The organism is Burkholderiales bacterium (genome assembly GCA_015075645.1).
GTDB lineage: Bacteria > Pseudomonadota > Gammaproteobacteria > Burkholderiales > Casimicrobiaceae > VBCG01.
The window spans coordinates 253,448-270,295 of sequence record JABTUF010000001.1 but is presented as its reverse complement, the minus strand read 5'-3'; the positions used below and the strand labels follow the sequence as shown (position 1 = coordinate 270,295).

Genomic DNA, 16,848 nt, shown 5'->3' with positions numbered 1-16,848 from the left:
GAGGATCGCCATGCTGCTCTCGCGCAAGACCGATACCGCGCCCGCCGCCGCCCCGCGGCTCAAGCGGACCTCCGGTGCCTTCGCCCCGACGATCGACCGGCGCACGTTCCTCAAGCGCTCCGGGCTCGTCGCCGGCGCGGGTGCGTTCGCGACCCAGCTGCCCTACGGCGCGATCCAGCCCGCGAAGGCGCAGAAGGCGGGGAACGAGTCGAAGATGGAGGTCCACCGCACCGTCTGCACCCACTGCTCGGTCGGTTGCGCGATCGACGCGTACACGTCCAACGGCGTCTGGGTGCGCCAGGAGCCGGTGTTCGATTCGCCGCTCAACCTCGGCGCGCACTGCGCCAAGGGCGCGTCGATCCGCGAGCACGGCCACGGCGAGTACCGGCTGAAGAGCCCGATGAAGCTCGTCGACGGCAAGTGGCAGAAGATCTCGTGGGACCAGGCGATCAACGAGGTCGGCGACAAGCTCCTCGCGATCCGCAAGGACTCCGGGCCGGACGCGACGTTCTGGGTCGGCAGCTCGAAGCACAACAACGAGCAGTCCTACCTGCTGCGCAAGTTCGTGTCGTACTTCGGCACGAACAACATGGACCACCAGGCGCGCATCTGCCACTCGACCACGGTCTCGGGCGTCGCGAACACCTGGGGCTACGGCGCGATGACCAATTCGTACAACGACATGCAGAACAGCAAGTGCGCTCTGTATATCGGGTCGAACGCGGCGGAGGCGCATCCGGTCTCGATGATGCACATGCTGCACGCGAAGGAGAACGGCGCGAAGATGATCGTCGCCGATCCGCGCTTCACGCGTACCGCGGCGAAGGCGGACCTGCACTGCCGGATCCGGTCGGGCACCGACATCCCGTTCCTGTTCGGCATCCTCTACCACATCTTCAAGAACGGCTGGGAGGACAAGCAGTACATCCACGACCGCGTCTACGGCATGGACAAGGTGCGCGAGGACGTGCTGGCGAAGTGGTCGCCCGACAAGGTCGAGGAGGCCTGCGGCGTCCCCGAGGCGCAGGTCTACAAGGCCGCCGAGATGATGGCCAAGAACCGGCCGTCGACGCTGGTGTGGTGCATGGGCCAGACGCAGCACTCGATCGGCAACGCGATGGTGCGCGCGTCCTGCATCGTGCAGCTCGCGCTCGGCAACATCGGCGTGTCCGGCGGCGGCGCGAACATCTTCCGCGGCCACGACAACGTGCAGGGCGCGACCGACATCGGCCCGAACCCGGACTCGCTGCCCGGCTACTACGGGATCGCGGCGGGCGCGTGGAAGCACTACGCCGCGGTGTGGGGCGTCGACTACGAGTGGATCAAGGGCCGCTTCGCCTCGCAGGCGATGATGGAGAAGTCGGGCATGACGGTGTCGCGCTGGATCGACGGCGTGCTCGAGAAGAACGAGAACATCGACCAGGACTCGAACCTGCGCGCGATCGTCTACTGGGGCCACGCGCCGAACAGCCAGACGCGCGGCAAGGAGATGGTCGAGGCGATGAAGAAGCTCGACCTCGTCGTCGTCATCGACCCCTATCCGTCGGCGACCGCCGCGATGGCGGCGATGGTGCGCAAGGACGGCGTGTACCTGCTGCCGGCCGCGACCCAACTCGAGACCAAGGGGTCGGCCACGGCGTCGAACCGCTCGCTGCAGTGGCGCGAGCGCGTCATCTCGCCGCTGTTCGAGTCGCAGACCGACCACGCGATCATGTACGCGTTCGCGAAGAAGTTCGGCTACGGCGCCGAGTTCGTCAAGAACTACAAGCTCGAGAAGCCGGACGGCGACCGCAAGTTCGAGGAGCCGGAGATCGAGTCGGTGCTGCGCGAGATCAACCGCGCGACCTGGACGATCGGCTACACCGGGCAGTCCCCGGAGCGCCTGAAGCTCCACATGAAGAACATGAACACCTTCGACGTGAAGACGTTGCGCGCGAAGGGCGGGCCTTGCGACGGCGACTACTTCGGCCTGCCGTGGCCTTGCTACGGGACGGCGGAGATCAAGCACCCGGGCTCCCCGAACCTGTACATGACCTCCCGCTCGATGATGAACGGCGGAGGCTGCTTCCGCGCGAACTTCGGCATCGAGCGCGACGGCGTGAGTCTGCTGGCCGAGGACGGCAGCTACCCGAAGGACGGCGACCTGACGTTCGGCTATCCCGAGTTCGACCACGTGCTCCTGAAGAAGCTGGGCTGGTGGGACGAGCTGACCGACGCCGAGAAGAAGGCGGCCGAAGGCAAGAACTGGAAGACCGATCTCTCCGGCGGCATCCAGCGCGTGGCGATGAAGCACGGCGCACATCCCTGGGGCAACGCGAAGGCGCGGGCGATCGTCTGGAACTTCCCCGACGGCATCCCGCAGCACCGCGAGCCGATCTACTCGCCGCGCCCCGACCTCGTCGCCAAGTACCCGACGCACGACGACAAGAAGGTGTTCTGGCGCCTGCCGACGCTGTTCAAGACGCTGCAGGAGAAGAACAAGGACATCTCGAAGGAGTTCCCGATCGTCCTCACGTCGGGCCGGCTGGTCGAGTACGAGGGCGGCGGCGAGGAGACGCGCAGCAATCCCTGGCTCGCCGAACTGCAGCAGGAGAACTTCGTCGAGATCAATCCGAAGGACGCGAACGACCGCGGCATCCGCGACGGCGAGTACGTGTGGGTGAAGACGCCCACCGGCGCGCAGCTCAAGGTCAAGGCGCTCGTCACCGAGCGCGTGGGCCCCGGGACCTCGTTCGTCCCGTTCCACTTCTCCGGCTGGTGGATGGGCAAGGACATGCTCGAGTACTACCCGGAGGGCGCGCACCCGGTGGTGCGCGGAGAGGCCGTCAACACCGCCACGACCTACGGGTACGACGCGGTGACGATGATGCAGGAGACCAAGACGACGCTCTGCCAGGTCGCCAAGGCCTGACCCGCGCGGACCGACGAGGAGACCCAGATGGCCCGGATGAAATTCCTCTGCGACGCGGAGCGTTGCATCGAGTGCAACGGCTGCGTCACCGCGTGCAAGCAGGAGCACGAGATCCCTTGGGGCGTGAACCGGCGGCGCGTCGTCACGATCAACGACGGCGTGCCCGGCGAGCGCTCGATGTCGGTCGCCTGCATGCACTGTTCGGACGCGCCCTGCATGGCGGTGTGCCCGGTCGACTGCTTCTACCGCTCCGAGGAAGGCGTGGTGCTGCACGACAAGGATCTGTGCATCGGCTGCGGCTACTGCTTCTACGCCTGCCCGTTCGGCGCGCCGCAGTTCCCGCAGGCCGGCGCGTTCGGCGTGCGCGGCAAGATGGACAAGTGCACGTTCTGCGCCGGCGGACCCGAGGCGAACGGCAGCGAGGAGGAGTTCAAGAAGTACGGACGCAACCGCCTCGCGGAAGGCAAGCTCCCGGCGTGCGCCGAAATGTGCTCGACCAAGGCGCTGCTCGGCGGCGACGGCGACGTCATCGCCGACATCTACCGCCAGCGCGTGACGGTGCGCGGTCGCGGCGGTGAGGTCTGGGGCTGGGCCACCGCCTATGGTCAACCGGGGCAAGCGCCGCAGTCCGCCCCCGCGAAGGGAGGCAAGTCGTGAGCGCACGTCTCTGGACCATCGTCGTCGCAGCCGCGGCCCTCGGGCTCGCGGCGTGCGGCGAGCAGCCGCAGGTGGTGCGCTACAAGCAGGGCACCTACCAGGGCAAGCCGGACGTCCCTCCCTATGCCAGTGCGCCGTTCAACGGCAACCAGCAGCAATGGGAGAACGAAACGCGCACGCGCACCCAGGCGCAGAACGAGTACAAGCGGATCGGCACCTGACGGAGGAACCCCGATGCGACGCATGATCGCGCGCGCGCTCGTCGCGCTAGGCGCTTGCGGGTGGATCGCCCTCGCCGCCGCCCAGTCTCCCGCCGTCGATCCGCAGGAGGCCGACGCGGCGAAGGCGCAGGTGCTGCAGCAGCAGCAACAGCCGCTCAACAACCAGCCGGTCTGGAACGAAGTGCGTTCCGGCATGCCGCAGTCCACGGTCGTCCGCGGGCGGGAGACCGACGTGCTCATCATGCCGTCCGGGCAGACCTGGCGCGCGCTGCGCGACGGCCAACTCTCGGTCTGGGGCGGCTGGCTGCTCGTCGCCGTCGTGCTCGTGATCGCCGCGTTCTACTGGCGCCGCGGCACGATCCGGCTGCGCGGAGCGCCGACCGGGCGCACGATCCTGCGGTTTGGCGCCGGCCAGCGGATCATCCACTGGGCGATGGCGGTGAGCTTCGTGATCCTCGCGGTGTCCGGGCTCGTGATCCTGTTCGGCAAGAACCTGCTGCTGCCGCTCATCGGCTACACGCTGTTCTCCTGGCTCGCGATCCTCGCGAAGAACCTGCACAACTTCGTCGGGCCGCTGTTCGTCGTCTGCACGGTCCTGATGTTCTTCACCTACCTCCGCGACAACTTCCCGCAGAAGGGCGACGGCGCCTGGCTCGCGAAGCTCGGCGGCTTCCTCTCCGGCGATCACGTGCCCTCGCACAAGTTCAACGCGGGCGAGAAGCTGTGGTTCTGGCTCGGCGTCGGCGTGCTGGGCGTCGTGGTCGGCGTCAGCGGCTTGATTCTCGATTTCCCGAACTTCAACCAGACGCGCGCGACCATGCAGGTGGCGAACATCGTCCATCTCGTCGGTGCGACGCTCTTCATCGCGGTCGGCCTCGGGCACATCTACCTCGGCACGATCGGGCTCGCCGGCGCCTACGACGGCATGCGCACCGGGTACGTCGACGAGACCTGGGCGAAGGAGCACCATGAGTACTGGTACCACGACGTGAAGTCCGGGAAGGCGTCCGCCGCGGAGACGGCCCCGGCGATGCAGCACCGCACGGCGTGACGCCGGCTGGACACGAGGAGGAGGGACGATGACGACGATCCGGGCACTGATCGGGGCGACGCTGGTGGTCGCGTGCTTCGGCGTGGCGGTGGCGAAGCTGCCGGCGCCCCCGCCGCTCACCGACGCGCAGAAGGCGGCGGCCGAGGAGAAGAAAGCCAAGGACGCCGCGACGGCCGAAGCGAACAAGCAGTTGCTCGTGCGCACCGAGGACCGGGTCGCGGCCCGCTACTACGCCGACATGAAGGCGAAGGGCAAGTCCGTGGCGCCGCCGCAGATGCCGGCTGGCGCGCCCGCGCCTGCGCCCGCCAAGGCGGCGCCGAAGAAGTAGCGCCCGCCGGCCGGACGGAATGGTTGAAAACGGGGCGAAGGCCCCGTTTTCGCTTTTGGCGCGCTCGCCGCGGATCGACTCCCCGCCCGAACTCCGAACCCGAGGCCCCCAAACCCGAAAACCGAGTGCCGATCGATCACGCTTTTCGCCATCGCGATTAGAATTCCTTATCGCGAAACCGGGCCGAGGGACCGATGGTCTCGAACGAATGGGGGGGGGCGGCTGGGCCGGCAGGTCAAGCTGCGGGAGATGCGCGTGTTCCTCACCGTCATGGAGCACGGGAGCTTCCGCAAGGCCGCGCGTTTCCTGCACCTGACGCAACCTGCGGTGACCGCGGCGATCGCGGACCTCGAGCGCACGCTGGGCGTTCCGCTGTTCGACCGCACGTCGCAGGGAGTGACTCCCACGGTGCACGCGGCGAGCTTCGTTCGCCGCGCCAGCGCGGTCTTCGGCGAACTGAGCCTCGCGGCCGAGGATCTGGAAGCCGTTTCCCGCGGCGAGGGGCAGGTGTTGCGGGTCGGCGCGGGCGGCGGCGGCTGGGCACAGGGCATCCTGCCCAAGGCGCTGGCGCAGGTGCTGGGCCCGGCCCGTGACGCCACGGTCACGATCCGCGAAGCCGACGAGGAGGTGCTGCTCGACATGCTCAGGGCGCGGACGATCGACCTCTACTTCTCGCGCCTCGCGCCGATCCGCTCCGACCCCGATCTCGCCTTCCACACGCTGTTCGAGGATGCGATCTGCATCCTGTCCCGGTCGTCGCACCGATTCGCGGGCCTGCGGAAGGTCGGGTACGCAGAACTCGCCGACGAGAACTGGGTGACGCCGCAGTGGGGGGCACTGTCCTACGACCACATTCAACGCACGCTGCACAAGGCCGGCTACACGATGCCGCGCCATGCGATCGAATCGGCGTCCGCGCCGGTGGCGCTCGGAATGGTGCTCGAAGCCGACTACCTCTGCTTCGGAACCTTCCATTATCACGCGAACAGCGTCCTCAAGTCCATGCTTGCGATCCTGAACGTGGACCTGCCCCGCGTTGCGGTGCCGTTCGGAGCGGTTACGCTCAAGCATCGGGTGCCCGATCCGCTCGCGACCCGGCTGATCGAGGCCGTGGCGGACCTCGCGAAGACTTCCGCCCGCGTGCCGCGTGCGTAACGTCCCTTCGGGGTCGCCGCCGCGATGGCCGCGGTAACGACCCCGATCCGCCGCAACGCGGGCGGAAACCGGGCGGGCGTGCACATCCGCCGTGGGCGGCGCGAGCGAGGCAGACGGAGGACGGGATGGCGACTTCGATGGACGCACGGAGGCAGAGCGCGGCGCCGCACGAAGAGGACGCGCGCCGTGGAGCGCTGCGGACCTGGGTGCAGCTCGTGGCGTGCACGACGGCGATCGAGCGTACGGTTCGCAAACGGCTGCGCGAACGATTCGCGACGACGCTGCCGCGCTTCGACCTGCTGACCCAGCTCGACTGCGCGCCGGCCGGCTTGCGGATGGGCGAGATATCCCGCCGCATGAGAGTCACCGGCGGCAACGTCACCGGGATCGTCGCGCAACTCGTCGTCGACGGCCTCGTCGAGCGTTCGGTCGACTCGGTCGACCGCCGTGCGTCGGTCGTGCGGCTGACGGTTCGCGGGCGCGAACGCGTCCGCACCATGACCGACGAGCACGAGACCTGGATCGTCGAGTTCGTCGAGGGCCTGTCCGAAGCGGACCGCCTGCAACTCGAGGGACTGCTGGGTTCGCTCGAAGCCTCGGCGAACGCCGCCGGGACGGAACGCGCGACGAGGGCACCTGCGCCCGCGTTCGTGCTGCGGCTCGCCGAGATCAGCGCCCGACCCTGACCGCGTTGCGCGCGGGTTAGCGGTTGCGCGATCGCCGCGGTCGCGTCGATCGTGCGAACCGGTTCTCACCCTCCTGTCCACCAAGCGAAAGGGCCTCTTGCGAGGCCCCTTGGCTTGGCGGAGAGAGAGGGATGAGCGACCGCCGCCGCGCTCACGCTTGGCTTAACGCGGCGCGCGTTGCGCGCGGGTTAGCGGTCGCGCGATCGCCGCGGTCGCGTCGATCGTGCGAACCGGTTCTCACCCTCCTGTCCGCCAAGCGAAAGGGCCTCTTGCGAGGCCCTTTGGCTTGGCGGAGAGAGAGGGATTCGAACCCCCGATACGTTGCCGTATACCTGATTTCGAGTCAGGCGCCTTCGACCACTCGGCCATCTCTCCGAAAGTGTGAAATTATAGCTGAACCCGCCGCGCAGCCGGGCGGCGCCGGTGCTGGAGTCGCCCGGCGGTGGCCCGCCTCGGAACCGGACGCTGAAATCGTATCCGTGTCCGGAACGGCCGGCGCCGACGGGTGCGTAGCCGGCCTGGGTCCTGACGCCTGCATGAACACCGCCGATCCCGCGATCCTTCAGCGGCTGAGCGGTCTCGTCCTCGCGATGATCGCAGGGGCGGCCATCTACGCGCTCGATTTCGCCGCGCCGCTCGAGCGTCGACTGACCGATGCCGGGTTCGCGCTGCTGCGCGGTGCCGCCGTCCCCGACGACGGCATCCTGATCCTCGGCATCGACGAGGCGACCGTAGCGCAAATCCCCGAGCCGATCACGCTCTGGCAGCGCCAACTCGGCGCGCTGCTCACCATGGCGGCCCGCGCCCGCGCGCGAATCGTCGGCCTCGACCTCGTGCTCCCCGACCGCAGCTACGCCGCGATCGCACCGGACCTCGACGCGGCGCTGGTCGACGGCATCCTGCGCATGCGGCAGGTCGGCGACGTCGTGCTGGCGCTGACGGTCGACGAAAGCGGGCGTCCGCGCCCGGTCCATCCGGTCTTCCTGGTCGCCGCAGGGCAGGAGGGCGCCGGATTCGCTCTATGGCGAGCCGATCCGGACGGCGTCGTTCGCTCGTTCGACGAGCGGCTGGGCGACCGGGAGGAACCAGTCCCCACGTTCGTCGGGCAGATCGCGCGCATGCTCGGCGTCCAGCCGGTCGCGGGCCGGATCAACTACGCGCTCGGCGACGGTTTCGACGTGATTCCGCTCGGCACCGTGCTGGGGTGGGCCGGCAGCGGTGACGAGCGCATGCTGGCGGAGTCGCTCGGCGGCCGGATCCTGCTCGTGGGATCGGTCCTTCCATTCTCGGACCGGACGCATGTTCCCGTGCCTCTCGTCCGAGGCAGGCAGGCCGAGGGCGCCGAGCCGGGCGTGCTCGTCCACGCGCAAGCACTGCGCACGATGCTCGCGGGCCGCACGGTCGGGTCGCTGCCAGCGTGGCTCGCGACGATTCTCGCCGCGCTCGCCGGACTCGCGTGGCTGGGCGGCCGGCGGCCGGGGACCGCCGCAGCGACGGTCATCGCCGGCGGCGCGGCTGCGCTCGGCGCGGGCCTGTGGGCGCTTTCGCGCGACCTGCTCCTGCCCGTCGCGCCGGCGATCGTCACGCTCGCGCTGGCAACGGGAGCGAGGCTCGCGTTCGAGGCTGCCGTCGCGTGGCGCGAGCGCGTTCGCCTGCGCGGCGTGTTCGCGGGCTACGTGAGCCCGCAGGTGATGGCCGAGATCGAGGCGGGCCGGCTCGAAGGGCTCGCGAGCGCTCGCCGGTTCATCTGCGTGCTGGTGATGGACGTGCGCGGTTTCACGACGCGCGCGGAGCGGGAACCGCCGGACCGCGTGCTCGCGCTCTTGAACGATCTCGCCGAGCAGGCGACCGCCGCGATCCACGGTCGCGGCGGGACGGTCGACAAGTTCATGGGCGACGGCGTCCTCGCGTTCTTCGGCGCCCCCGCGCGGATGGACGACCCCTGCGGCGCCGCGTTCGACGCGGCGATCGAGGTGCTTGAGCGTGTCCGGCGGATCGGCGACACTGCACGCGGCCCCGACGGGGCACCGCTCGCGATCGGCATCGGGCTCGCGTGCGGCGAAGCCACGGTGGGGCACGTCGGCGCGGCGACGCGGCATTCGTACACGGCGATCGGCGATTGCGTGAACGTCGCGTCGCGCCTCGAGTCGCTGACCAAGGAGGTCGGGGTGCCGCTGGTGATGACGAAGGACGTCGCGATGCGCATCGGCGAGCGGCCGGGACTGGTGCCGCTCGGCGTCCACGCTATCAAGGGGCACACGTCGCTGGAGGTCGTCGGATGGCGCTGAAGAAGACCGCGCGCATCGTCAGGCGCGCGTGCGCCGCGATCACGGTGCACGCGATCGCCTGGGGAAGCGCGCTCGCGCAGCCGGTCGCCGTCGTGACCGACGTGCAGGGCGCGGCGACGCTCGCGGGCGCGTCGGTGGCGATGCTGCAGCAGCTCGACGCCGGGCGGAAGGTCGATCTGGCCGCCGGCGCCCGCGTCGCGTTGATCTACTACGCGAACGGAGCGCAGTACGAGCTGCGTGGCCCGGGATTCGTGTCGGTGGATGTGCAGCAGCCGCACGCATCGCAGGGCGCGACCGTCCACGCGCGCGCGGCGCCCGGGCCCGCGACGATGCGTCTCAAGCCGACCGGCCTCGTGCAGGGCGCGGTCGTGATGCGCAACCTGGGGCTGCGCGTGATCGCGCCGGACCCGCAGGTGCTGTCGATGCATCCCGATCTCGCGTGGACGGACTCCCGCACCGGCACCGTCTACGATGTCGCGGTGATCGACGCCTCCGGTGCGGCCGTGTTCGAGACGACGACGCCGGAACGCCGCGTGAAGGTGCCCGAGGCGCGTCCGCTCGTGCCCGGGCAGGCGTACGCGCTGCAGGTCAAGGCGCGGGTCGGGTCGGAGGTCGTCCAGGTCGCGCGGGCGGAGTTCCGCGTCGCGCCTGCGGAATTGCAGGCGCAGGCGAAGGCGCTCGCTCCGGCGGCGGACGCCGCGGTGTCCGAGCGCGTCGCCTACGCGCTGTGGCTCGAGCAGAATGACCTGCGCGACGAGGCGCGGCGCCGGTGGGCGGCGGTCGCGGCAGCGCGGCCCGACCAGGGAAGCTTGAGGGAGCGTGCGGACGCACGCTGACGCGGGGCCCGGGGGGAGCGCCGATGAACCTTCGCCGACCGACGCGTCGCGAGTTCCTGCGACTCGGCGCGGCGCTCGCGCTCGCGCCGGGGGTCGTGCTGCCGGCCGGTGCGGCGGCGGATCCGTCGCGGATCGCGCTGGTCGTCGGCAACGACGCCTATCCCGGGGCGCCGCTCGGCAACGCGGTCAACGACGCGAAGGCGATGGCGGGGCTGCTGGAGCGCGCCGGCTTCGGGGTCGACCTGCGCACGAACGCGGACCGGGTCACGCTCTTCGACGCGACGAAACGCTTCGCCGAGTCGGCGCAGCGGAGCGAGGCGAAGCTGGTGTTCTTCTACTACGCGGGCCACGGCGCGCAGCTCGACTGGCGCAACTATCTGCTGCCGGTCGACGCGAAGGTGAACACGGCGGCGGACCTGCCCGCGCAGTGCCTCGACCTGGCGTCGCTGCTGACCGGACTCGCGCGGGCGAAGGGCAGGACGTTCGTGATCGTGCTCGACGCATGCCGCGACAATCCGTTCGGCGGGGCGTTTCGGCCGGCGCAGAAGGGGCTGTCGCAGTTCGACGCACCGCCCTCGAGCCTGCTCGCGTTTTCGACCGCGCCGGGGAGCGTGGCGGCGGACGCCATCGGGAGCGGAGGGCAGTCGGGGTTGTACGCGGAGCACCTCGTGCGCGAGCTGGGGGCGCCGGCGATACGGCTGGAGGATGCGCTGAAGCGCGTGCGGCTCGCGGTTCGCATCGCGTCGAAGGGCGCGCAGGTGCCCTGGGAGTCGACCTCGCTCGAGAGCGACGTGTTCCTGTTCCCGGCCGCGAAGAAGCTCACCGAGGCGGAGATCGAGCAGGCGCTCGAGCGCGAACTCGAGGCGTGGAACCGCGTCAAGGGATCGAAGCGCGCGGACGACTGGATCGCGTATCTGCGCGAGTATCCGAGCGGGCGATTCGCCGAGATCGCGCAGTCGCGCTTGGCGTACTTCGCGGCGCGCGACGAGGAGGCGCGCGCGCCGGTGCAGGTGGCGGCCGCACCTGTCCCGCCGATGGCGGCGGTGCCGGCAGCAGTGCCGGCTCAACTCGCGTCGCCCGCGGATGCGGCGCCGTCCGCGGCGCCGGCGCTGGCCGCGCCCGCCGCGCCGCCGGTGACCTCGCTTGCGTCCGCGGATGCAGGACCGAGGGCGCCGGTGCAGCTCGTCGTCGCGCCGGGAGGCGACTTCCCGGCGCTGATGCGTCCGTCGCCGAACCCGAATTCGGCAGGGACGTACGCGATCGACCGCGGCTACTCGGTCGGCGACGAGGTCGTCTACCTGCAGTCCGACCCGGTGTACGGGGGGCCGACGCGGCGGCTCGAATGGCGCATCACGAGCGTCGACCTCGACGCGGACCGCGTCGTGATCAACAACGGGTTCATCGTGCTCGACAGCATGGGCAACCCGCTCGCGTGGGACGGCGCGACCTACGAGCCGCGCCTGCAGGCGATTCCCGCCGAAGTCCAGGTTGGCAAGCGCTGGACGACGCGCTTCCGGTTCCAGCGCGGTGTCGAGGGCTCGGACTCCTACTACGACTACGTCGTCGTCGCGCGCGAGCGCGTCAAGCTGCCGTTCGGCGAGGTCGAGGCCTTCCGCATCGACGGCGAGGGCTTCAACAATTTCGGCTCCCGGCTCACGATCCGCCACTGGCTCGTGCCGGGCGTCAACTACTCGCTGCGCACCGACACGATCCGCTACGACGGCCGCAGCATGCGCGCCCAGCATTCGGAACGGCGCGAGATGGTGTCGTGCCGACAGCGGATCTGGCGGCAGGCTTGAGCGGATGGGCCGAGCCGGACACGTGATCCGCCGCGATCCCTCGCGTCGCGAGTTCCTGCGACTCGGCGCGGCGCTCGCGCTCGCGCCGGGGGTCGTGCTGCCGGCCGGTGCGGCGGCGGATCCGTCGCGGATCGCGCTGGTCGTCGGCAACGACGCCTATCCCGGGGCGCCGCTCGGCAACGCGGTCAACGACGCGAAGGCGATGGCGGGGCTGCTGGAGCGCGCCGGCTTCGGGGTCGACCTGCGCACGAACGCGGACCGGGTCACGCTCTTCGACGCGACGAAACGCTTCGCCGAGTCGGCGCAGCGGAGCGAGGCGAAGCTGGTGTTCTTCTACTACGCGGGCCACGGTGCGCAGCTCGACTGGCGCAACTACCTGCTGCCGGTCGACGCGCGGGTGAACACGGCGGCGGACCTGCCGGCGCAGTGCCTGGACCTGGCGTCGCTGCTGACCGGACTCGCGCAGGCGAAGGGCAGGACGTTCGTGATCGTGCTCGATGCGTGCCGCGACAACCCGTTCGGTGGTGCGTACCGGCCATCGCAGAAGGGGCTGTCGCAGTTCGACGCGCCGCCCTCGAGCCTGCTCGCGTTCTCGACGGCGCCGGGGAGCGTGGCGGCGGATGCCATCGGGAGCGGAGGGCAGTCGGGGTTGTACGCGGAGCACCTCGTGCGCGAGCTGGGGGCGCCGGCGACACGGCTGGAGGATGCGCTGAAGCGCGTGCGGCTCGCGGTTCGCATCGCGTCGAAGGGCGCGCAGGTGCCCTGGGAGTCGACCTCGCTCGAGAGCGACGTGTTCCTGTTCCCGCAGGCGCGGAAGCTGTCCGAGGCGGAGCTGGAGGCGCAGATGCGCCGCGAGCTGGAGGCGTGGGACCGGGTGAAGGGGTCGAAGGAAACGGCGGACTGGCTAGCCTACCTGCGCGAGTATCCGAGCGGACGGTTCTCGGAGATCGCGCAGACCCGCCTCGCCTACTTCGCGGCGCGCGACGAAGCGGCGCGCGCGCCGGTGCAGGTGGCGGCGGCGCCGGACACCCCCGCGGTCGAAGCGCGAGCGCCGGAGGCCGCGCAGCTGGTCGTCGCGCCCGGAAGCGCCTTCCCGCTGCTCATGCGGCCGTCGGACAACCCCTACTCGGCGGGCACCTTCGAGATCGGCCGCGGTTATTCGGTCGGCGACGAAGTCGTGTACCGCCAGTCGGATCCGGTCTATGGCGGCGAGCCGAGGACACTGGCCTGGCGCATCACCAGGGTCGACGCCGACGCGGATCGAGTCGAGATCAACGACGGCGTCATCGTCATCGACGCGATGGGCAACATGGTCGCCCGCGACGGGGAGCTGTTCGAGCCCCGCGTCCAGGACGTTCCCGCGCAGGTCCAGATCGGCTGGCGCTGGTCGAGCCGGTTCGCGCGGCAGCGCGGTGCGACCCGGGTGGACGGCTACTACGACTTCATGATCGCGGCGCGCGAGCGCCTCGATCTGCCGTTCGGCGCGGCCGAGGCGTTCCGCATCGAGGGCGAGGGGTTCGACAGCACCGGCGCCCGACGCGTGCTGGCGATCTGGATCGTGCCGGGCGTCAACTACGCATTGCGCAGCGACGTGACGGTCCACGACGGGCGCAGCCTGCGCATCCGGCATGCCGAACGCCGCGAGATGGTATCGTGCCTCCAGCGAATCTGGCGGCAAGTCTGATCGTCGTCGATTCCGCGACGCGGGTCGGCGCAGGGCTTGATCCTGAAAGTCAGATCGGCGAGCAGAACGCGACGCCGTTCGCGCCTTCCGGCACCCAGTTGCGGTTGACCATCGCGCGCCTCACCGAGAGATCGGGCGTGTGGCGGTGGTTGGCGTCCTGCCGGTTGTTGAAGAAGCGGTGGATCGGAATCGTGCCGTCGCGGCAGGCGCCGTTCGAGTCGGGAACCTCGATGTAGAACACCGCGGGGTTCTCGAGCGTCCACACGCCTGCCCAGCGCGACTGCACGAACGCGCATTCCGCGCCCTTCGCCGTGAAGAAGTGCGAGCCGATGAGTCCGCCGGCGTAGAACCGGCACACCGGCTGCGCGCCCGGCGGCGCGAGGAACGCCGCCGGGTAGGCGAAGAACACCGCGCCGGTGCGCTGCCACTGCGGCATGTACAGGTTGAGGTAGGCGATCTCGTTGGGATCCGCGGTGATGAAATAGTGGTCGGACCCGGCGTCGTAGTACTCGAGCACCGGCACCGCGTTGGGTGGCAGCGCACCGGTGGCCGGTGGCGTGCTCGCGACCGCGGCGCCGGCGTCGAGCAGCCCGCTGCCGCACACGCCTCCCGCGCTGCACTGCGTGCCGATCGGGAAATCGCGCGTCGTGCCGGTGAGGATCGACAGCACGCGCCCCGGCGTCAGCAGCGGATTGCGCGCGAGCATCAGCGACGCGGTGCCGGACACGAGCGGCGTCGAGAAGCTGGTGCCGGCCGCGATCGCGTAGGCCGGTTCGCCGGGCACGGTGTCGCCCATCGCGTAGGTCGACAGCACGAGCGAGGACACGTCGTCGCCGTCGCCGCCCGGCGCCGACAGGTCGACGCGCCTGCCGTAGTTCGAGTAGCCGGTGCGATCGCCGGTGTTGCCGGTCGCGCCGACGGTGATGACGCCGCCGCAGTTCGCGGGCGACCAGTTCGCCGCATCGTCCGCGGCGTTGCCCGCCGCCACCACGACGACCGAGCCCTGCGCGAGGGCGTCGTCGATCGCCTCCTGGATGGCGGAAGCGCATGCGCCGTATCCGCCGAGGCTCATGTTGATCACGCGCGCGGGATTCGGATTGGGCGGGACGCCGGCGATCTGCACGCCGGACGCCCACAACATGCCCTCGAACACGTCGGCGTTGGTGCCGCCGCATTTCGCGAGCGTGCGCACCGGCAGGACCTTCGCCGCCCAATCCATGCCGGCCATGCCGAGGCCGTTGTCGGTGTTGGCTGCGATGAGACCGCTGACGAACAGTCCATGGAAGAACGAGTCCTGCGGGGGCGACCCCGGATAGCAATCGTCGGCGCCGGTCCAGTCGCCCTCGTCGCGGGGGTCCGGGTCGCGGCCGTCGCCGTCGCGCGCGCTCGCCGGGTCGGTGACGAAGTCGTAGCCCGGGAGCACCCGACCGTCGAGGTCCGGATGCGGCAGGATGCCGGTGTCGATCACGGCGACCGTGGTCGACGGCGCGCCGGTCTGCACGCTCCATGCGGCCGGTGCGTTCACGCCGGCGATCGGGTCGAGCAGCGACCACTGCTTCATGAACAACGGATCGTTCGGGACCACCTGCGGCACCATCCGGCGCACCGGATCCGCATACATCACCGCCGCGTCCTGCTGCAGCGTCGCGGCGAGCGCGGCGAGTTCGGCCGGCGGGCGCGCGACGGCGATCTCGAGCAACCAGACGTTGCCGACCTTGCGTTCGGCGGCGACCGGCGTGCCCAGCAATTCCGTGAAGCGATGCGCGAGCGCGGGCCAGTCGGGGGCGACGTCATCGGCGAGTCGCACCATCAGCCGGTTGCCGTTCGCCTGGAACCGAGGATCCGCCGGGACTGCGCGCTTCTCGACGCCCGGCGCTGCGACGATCGGCTGCGCCCAGAGCACCGAGCGGTCCTCGCGCAGCGCCTTGGCGATGCGCTGGGCGCCGACCTCGTCCAGCGGTCCGGCGAGGCGCAGTTCGAGGGCGCCGGTCCGCGTCGTTCCGGTCAGCGTGAGCGAGGCGCCCGCGACGCGCTCGAGCTTGCCGAGCGTCGCCGCCGGCAGCGTGCCCCGCGCGGCGGTGGACGGGTGCAACATCACACGCAAGGCGGTAACCGGCTCGGCGAACGCAGGGACCGCCGAGGACGTTGCGGCCAAGGCGGCGAACGCAACGAGCGCGCGACGCAGGGGAAACGGCTTGCGGGCAGCGGAGGAGGTCATGCGGGACTCCGTCGGTCGGATCACGTGCCGGCACGAGGCCTAGCCCCGGCGTGAGGCAAGATCGGTGCCACGCCGCCGGGCGCGGGCGTGCCTGGCGATGGTAACCATTCGGACCGGTCGTGTCGCGCGTCAGGTTCCGCGGGCGGCCAGGTCGCGGACCATCGCGGCACGAAAAGGCGACAACGTGTGGACCATCTGCACGAACACCTTCGGGTTCGCGGCGATCACCTGCCCGCTCTGCAGGTAGCCGCCCTCGCCGGACAGGTCGCCGATGAGTCCGCCCGCCTCGAGCACCATGAGGCTGCCGGCGGCGACGTCCCAGGGGTTCAAGCCCACCTCGAAGAAGCCGTCGTAGCACCCGGCGGCCACATAGGCGAGGTCGAGCGCCGCCGCTCCAGGACGGCGCAGGCCCGCCGTCTGCGTGACCATCTCGCGCATCATCGCGAGATAGGTGTCGAGGTAGCTGCCGTCGCGGAACGGGAACCCGGTTCCGACCAGGCAGTCGCGCAGGTGCTGGCGCTTGCTGACCCGGATGCGCCGGTCGTTCAGGAACGCGCCGCGTCCGCGCGAGGCGGTGAAGAGGTCGTTGCGCACCGGGTCGTAGATGACGCCCTGCGTCACCACGCCGCGGTGCATCAGGCCGATCGACACGCAGTACTGCGGGAAGCCGTGCAGGAAGTTGGTCGTGCCGTCGAGCGGATCGATCACCCAGACGTGCTCGGCCGCCTCGTTCCGGCCCTTGGCGGTGCCCTCCTCGGCGAGGATCGCGTGGTCGGGATAGGCGCCGAGGAGCGTGTCGACGATCGCCGCCTCGGCCGCGTGGTCGATCTCGCTCACGAAGTCCTTGGGTCCCTTCGAACTCACCTTCAGGAGGTCGAGGTCGCGGGCGCCGCGGTTGATGATGTTGCCGGCGCGGCGTGCCGCCTTGACGGCGGTCGTGAGCATCGGATGCATGGGGGTCGGTCGCGCGGGCGGCCTGCGGCGCGCGGAAAGAAGGCGGGGATGCCGTTATTC

13 protein-coding genes and 1 tRNA gene are annotated in these 16,848 nt (G+C 70.3%); 11 read left to right on the top strand and 3 right to left on the bottom strand.

Annotation, left to right across the window (positions count from 1 at the left end):
• Window positions 1-10: 10 nt before the first annotated feature.
• From HS109_01205 to HS109_01175, 7 genes are all read left to right on the top strand, one after another.
• Entirely contained in the window at window positions 11-2,911 is a 2,901-nt protein-coding gene (locus tag HS109_01205) for a formate dehydrogenase subunit alpha (GenBank protein ID MBE7520980.1), read from the top strand.
• Window positions 2,912-2,938: 27 nt separating this feature from the next.
• Complete coding sequence (locus HS109_01200) at window positions 2,939-3,568, top strand: 4Fe-4S dicluster domain-containing protein (protein ID MBE7520979.1); 630 nt, start codon at window positions 2,939-2,941, stop codon at window positions 3,566-3,568.
• A complete protein-coding gene (locus HS109_01195; protein MBE7520978.1) occupies window positions 3,565-3,789 on the top strand; it encodes a hypothetical protein in 225 nt (74 codons plus the stop codon). Before HS109_01200 ends, HS109_01195 begins: the two co-directional genes overlap by 4 nt.
• Before the next feature lie 13 nt (window positions 3,790-3,802).
• Window positions 3,803-4,840: a formate dehydrogenase subunit gamma gene (locus HS109_01190; protein ID MBE7520977.1), complete on the top strand. Its 1,038-nt coding sequence runs from the start codon at window positions 3,803-3,805 to the stop codon at window positions 4,838-4,840.
• Window positions 4,841-4,868: 28 nt separating this feature from the next.
• A complete protein-coding gene (locus HS109_01185) occupies window positions 4,869-5,168 on the top strand; it encodes a formate dehydrogenase (protein MBE7520976.1) in 300 nt (99 codons plus the stop codon).
• A 255-nt stretch (window positions 5,169-5,423) separates the two neighbouring features.
• Window positions 5,424-6,323 carry a LysR family transcriptional regulator gene (locus HS109_01180; protein MBE7520975.1) on the top strand — a complete coding sequence of 300 codons (900 nt, stop codon included), beginning with the start codon at window positions 5,424-5,426 and terminating at the stop codon, window positions 6,321-6,323.
• A 137-nt stretch (window positions 6,324-6,460) separates the two neighbouring features.
• The gene (locus tag HS109_01175; GenBank protein MBE7520974.1) at window positions 6,461-7,009 is read left to right on the top strand and encodes a MarR family transcriptional regulator; all 549 of its coding nucleotides are present in this window, start codon (window positions 6,461-6,463) and stop codon (window positions 7,007-7,009) included.
• Window positions 7,010-7,296: 287 nt separating this feature from the next.
• Here the strand turns inward: HS109_01175 and HS109_01170 are convergent.
• Window positions 7,297-7,384: transfer RNA gene (locus HS109_01170), tRNA-Ser, on the bottom strand.
• Between the two features lie 161 nt (window positions 7,385-7,545).
• Here HS109_01170 and HS109_01165 point away from each other — a divergent pair.
• The 4 genes from HS109_01165 to HS109_01150 are packed head-to-tail and all read left to right on the top strand — an operon-like array spanning window position 7,546 to window position 13,616.
• Window positions 7,546-9,297 (top strand): adenylate/guanylate cyclase domain-containing protein, encoded by a 1,752-nt coding sequence (locus HS109_01165; protein MBE7520973.1) that lies wholly within the window; start codon window positions 7,546-7,548, stop codon window positions 9,295-9,297.
• Complete coding sequence (locus HS109_01160; protein MBE7520972.1) at window positions 9,288-10,133, top strand: hypothetical protein; 846 nt, start codon at window positions 9,288-9,290, stop codon at window positions 10,131-10,133. The genes HS109_01165 and HS109_01160 overlap by 10 nt, the downstream gene beginning before the upstream one ends.
• A 23-nt stretch (window positions 10,134-10,156) precedes the next feature.
• Window positions 10,157-11,932, top strand: coding sequence for a caspase family protein (locus tag HS109_01155; protein MBE7520971.1), 1,776 nt, complete (start codon window positions 10,157-10,159; stop codon window positions 11,930-11,932).
• A 4-nt stretch (window positions 11,933-11,936) separates the two neighbouring features.
• On the top strand, window positions 11,937-13,616 hold the full coding sequence (locus tag HS109_01150; GenBank protein ID MBE7520970.1) for a caspase family protein: 1,680 nt from the start codon (window positions 11,937-11,939) through the stop codon (window positions 13,614-13,616).
• 49 nt (window positions 13,617-13,665) lie between these two features.
• Here the strand turns inward: HS109_01150 and HS109_01145 are convergent, their stop codons facing one another.
• Entirely contained in the window at window positions 13,666-15,708 is a 2,043-nt protein-coding gene (locus tag HS109_01145; GenBank protein MBE7520969.1) for a S8 family peptidase, read from the bottom strand.
• Window positions 15,709-15,963: 255 nt separating this feature from the next.
• Complete coding sequence (locus HS109_01140; protein MBE7520968.1) at window positions 15,964-16,788, bottom strand: inositol monophosphatase; 825 nt, start codon at window positions 16,786-16,788, stop codon at window positions 15,964-15,966.
• Window positions 16,789-16,848 lie beyond the last annotated feature (60 nt).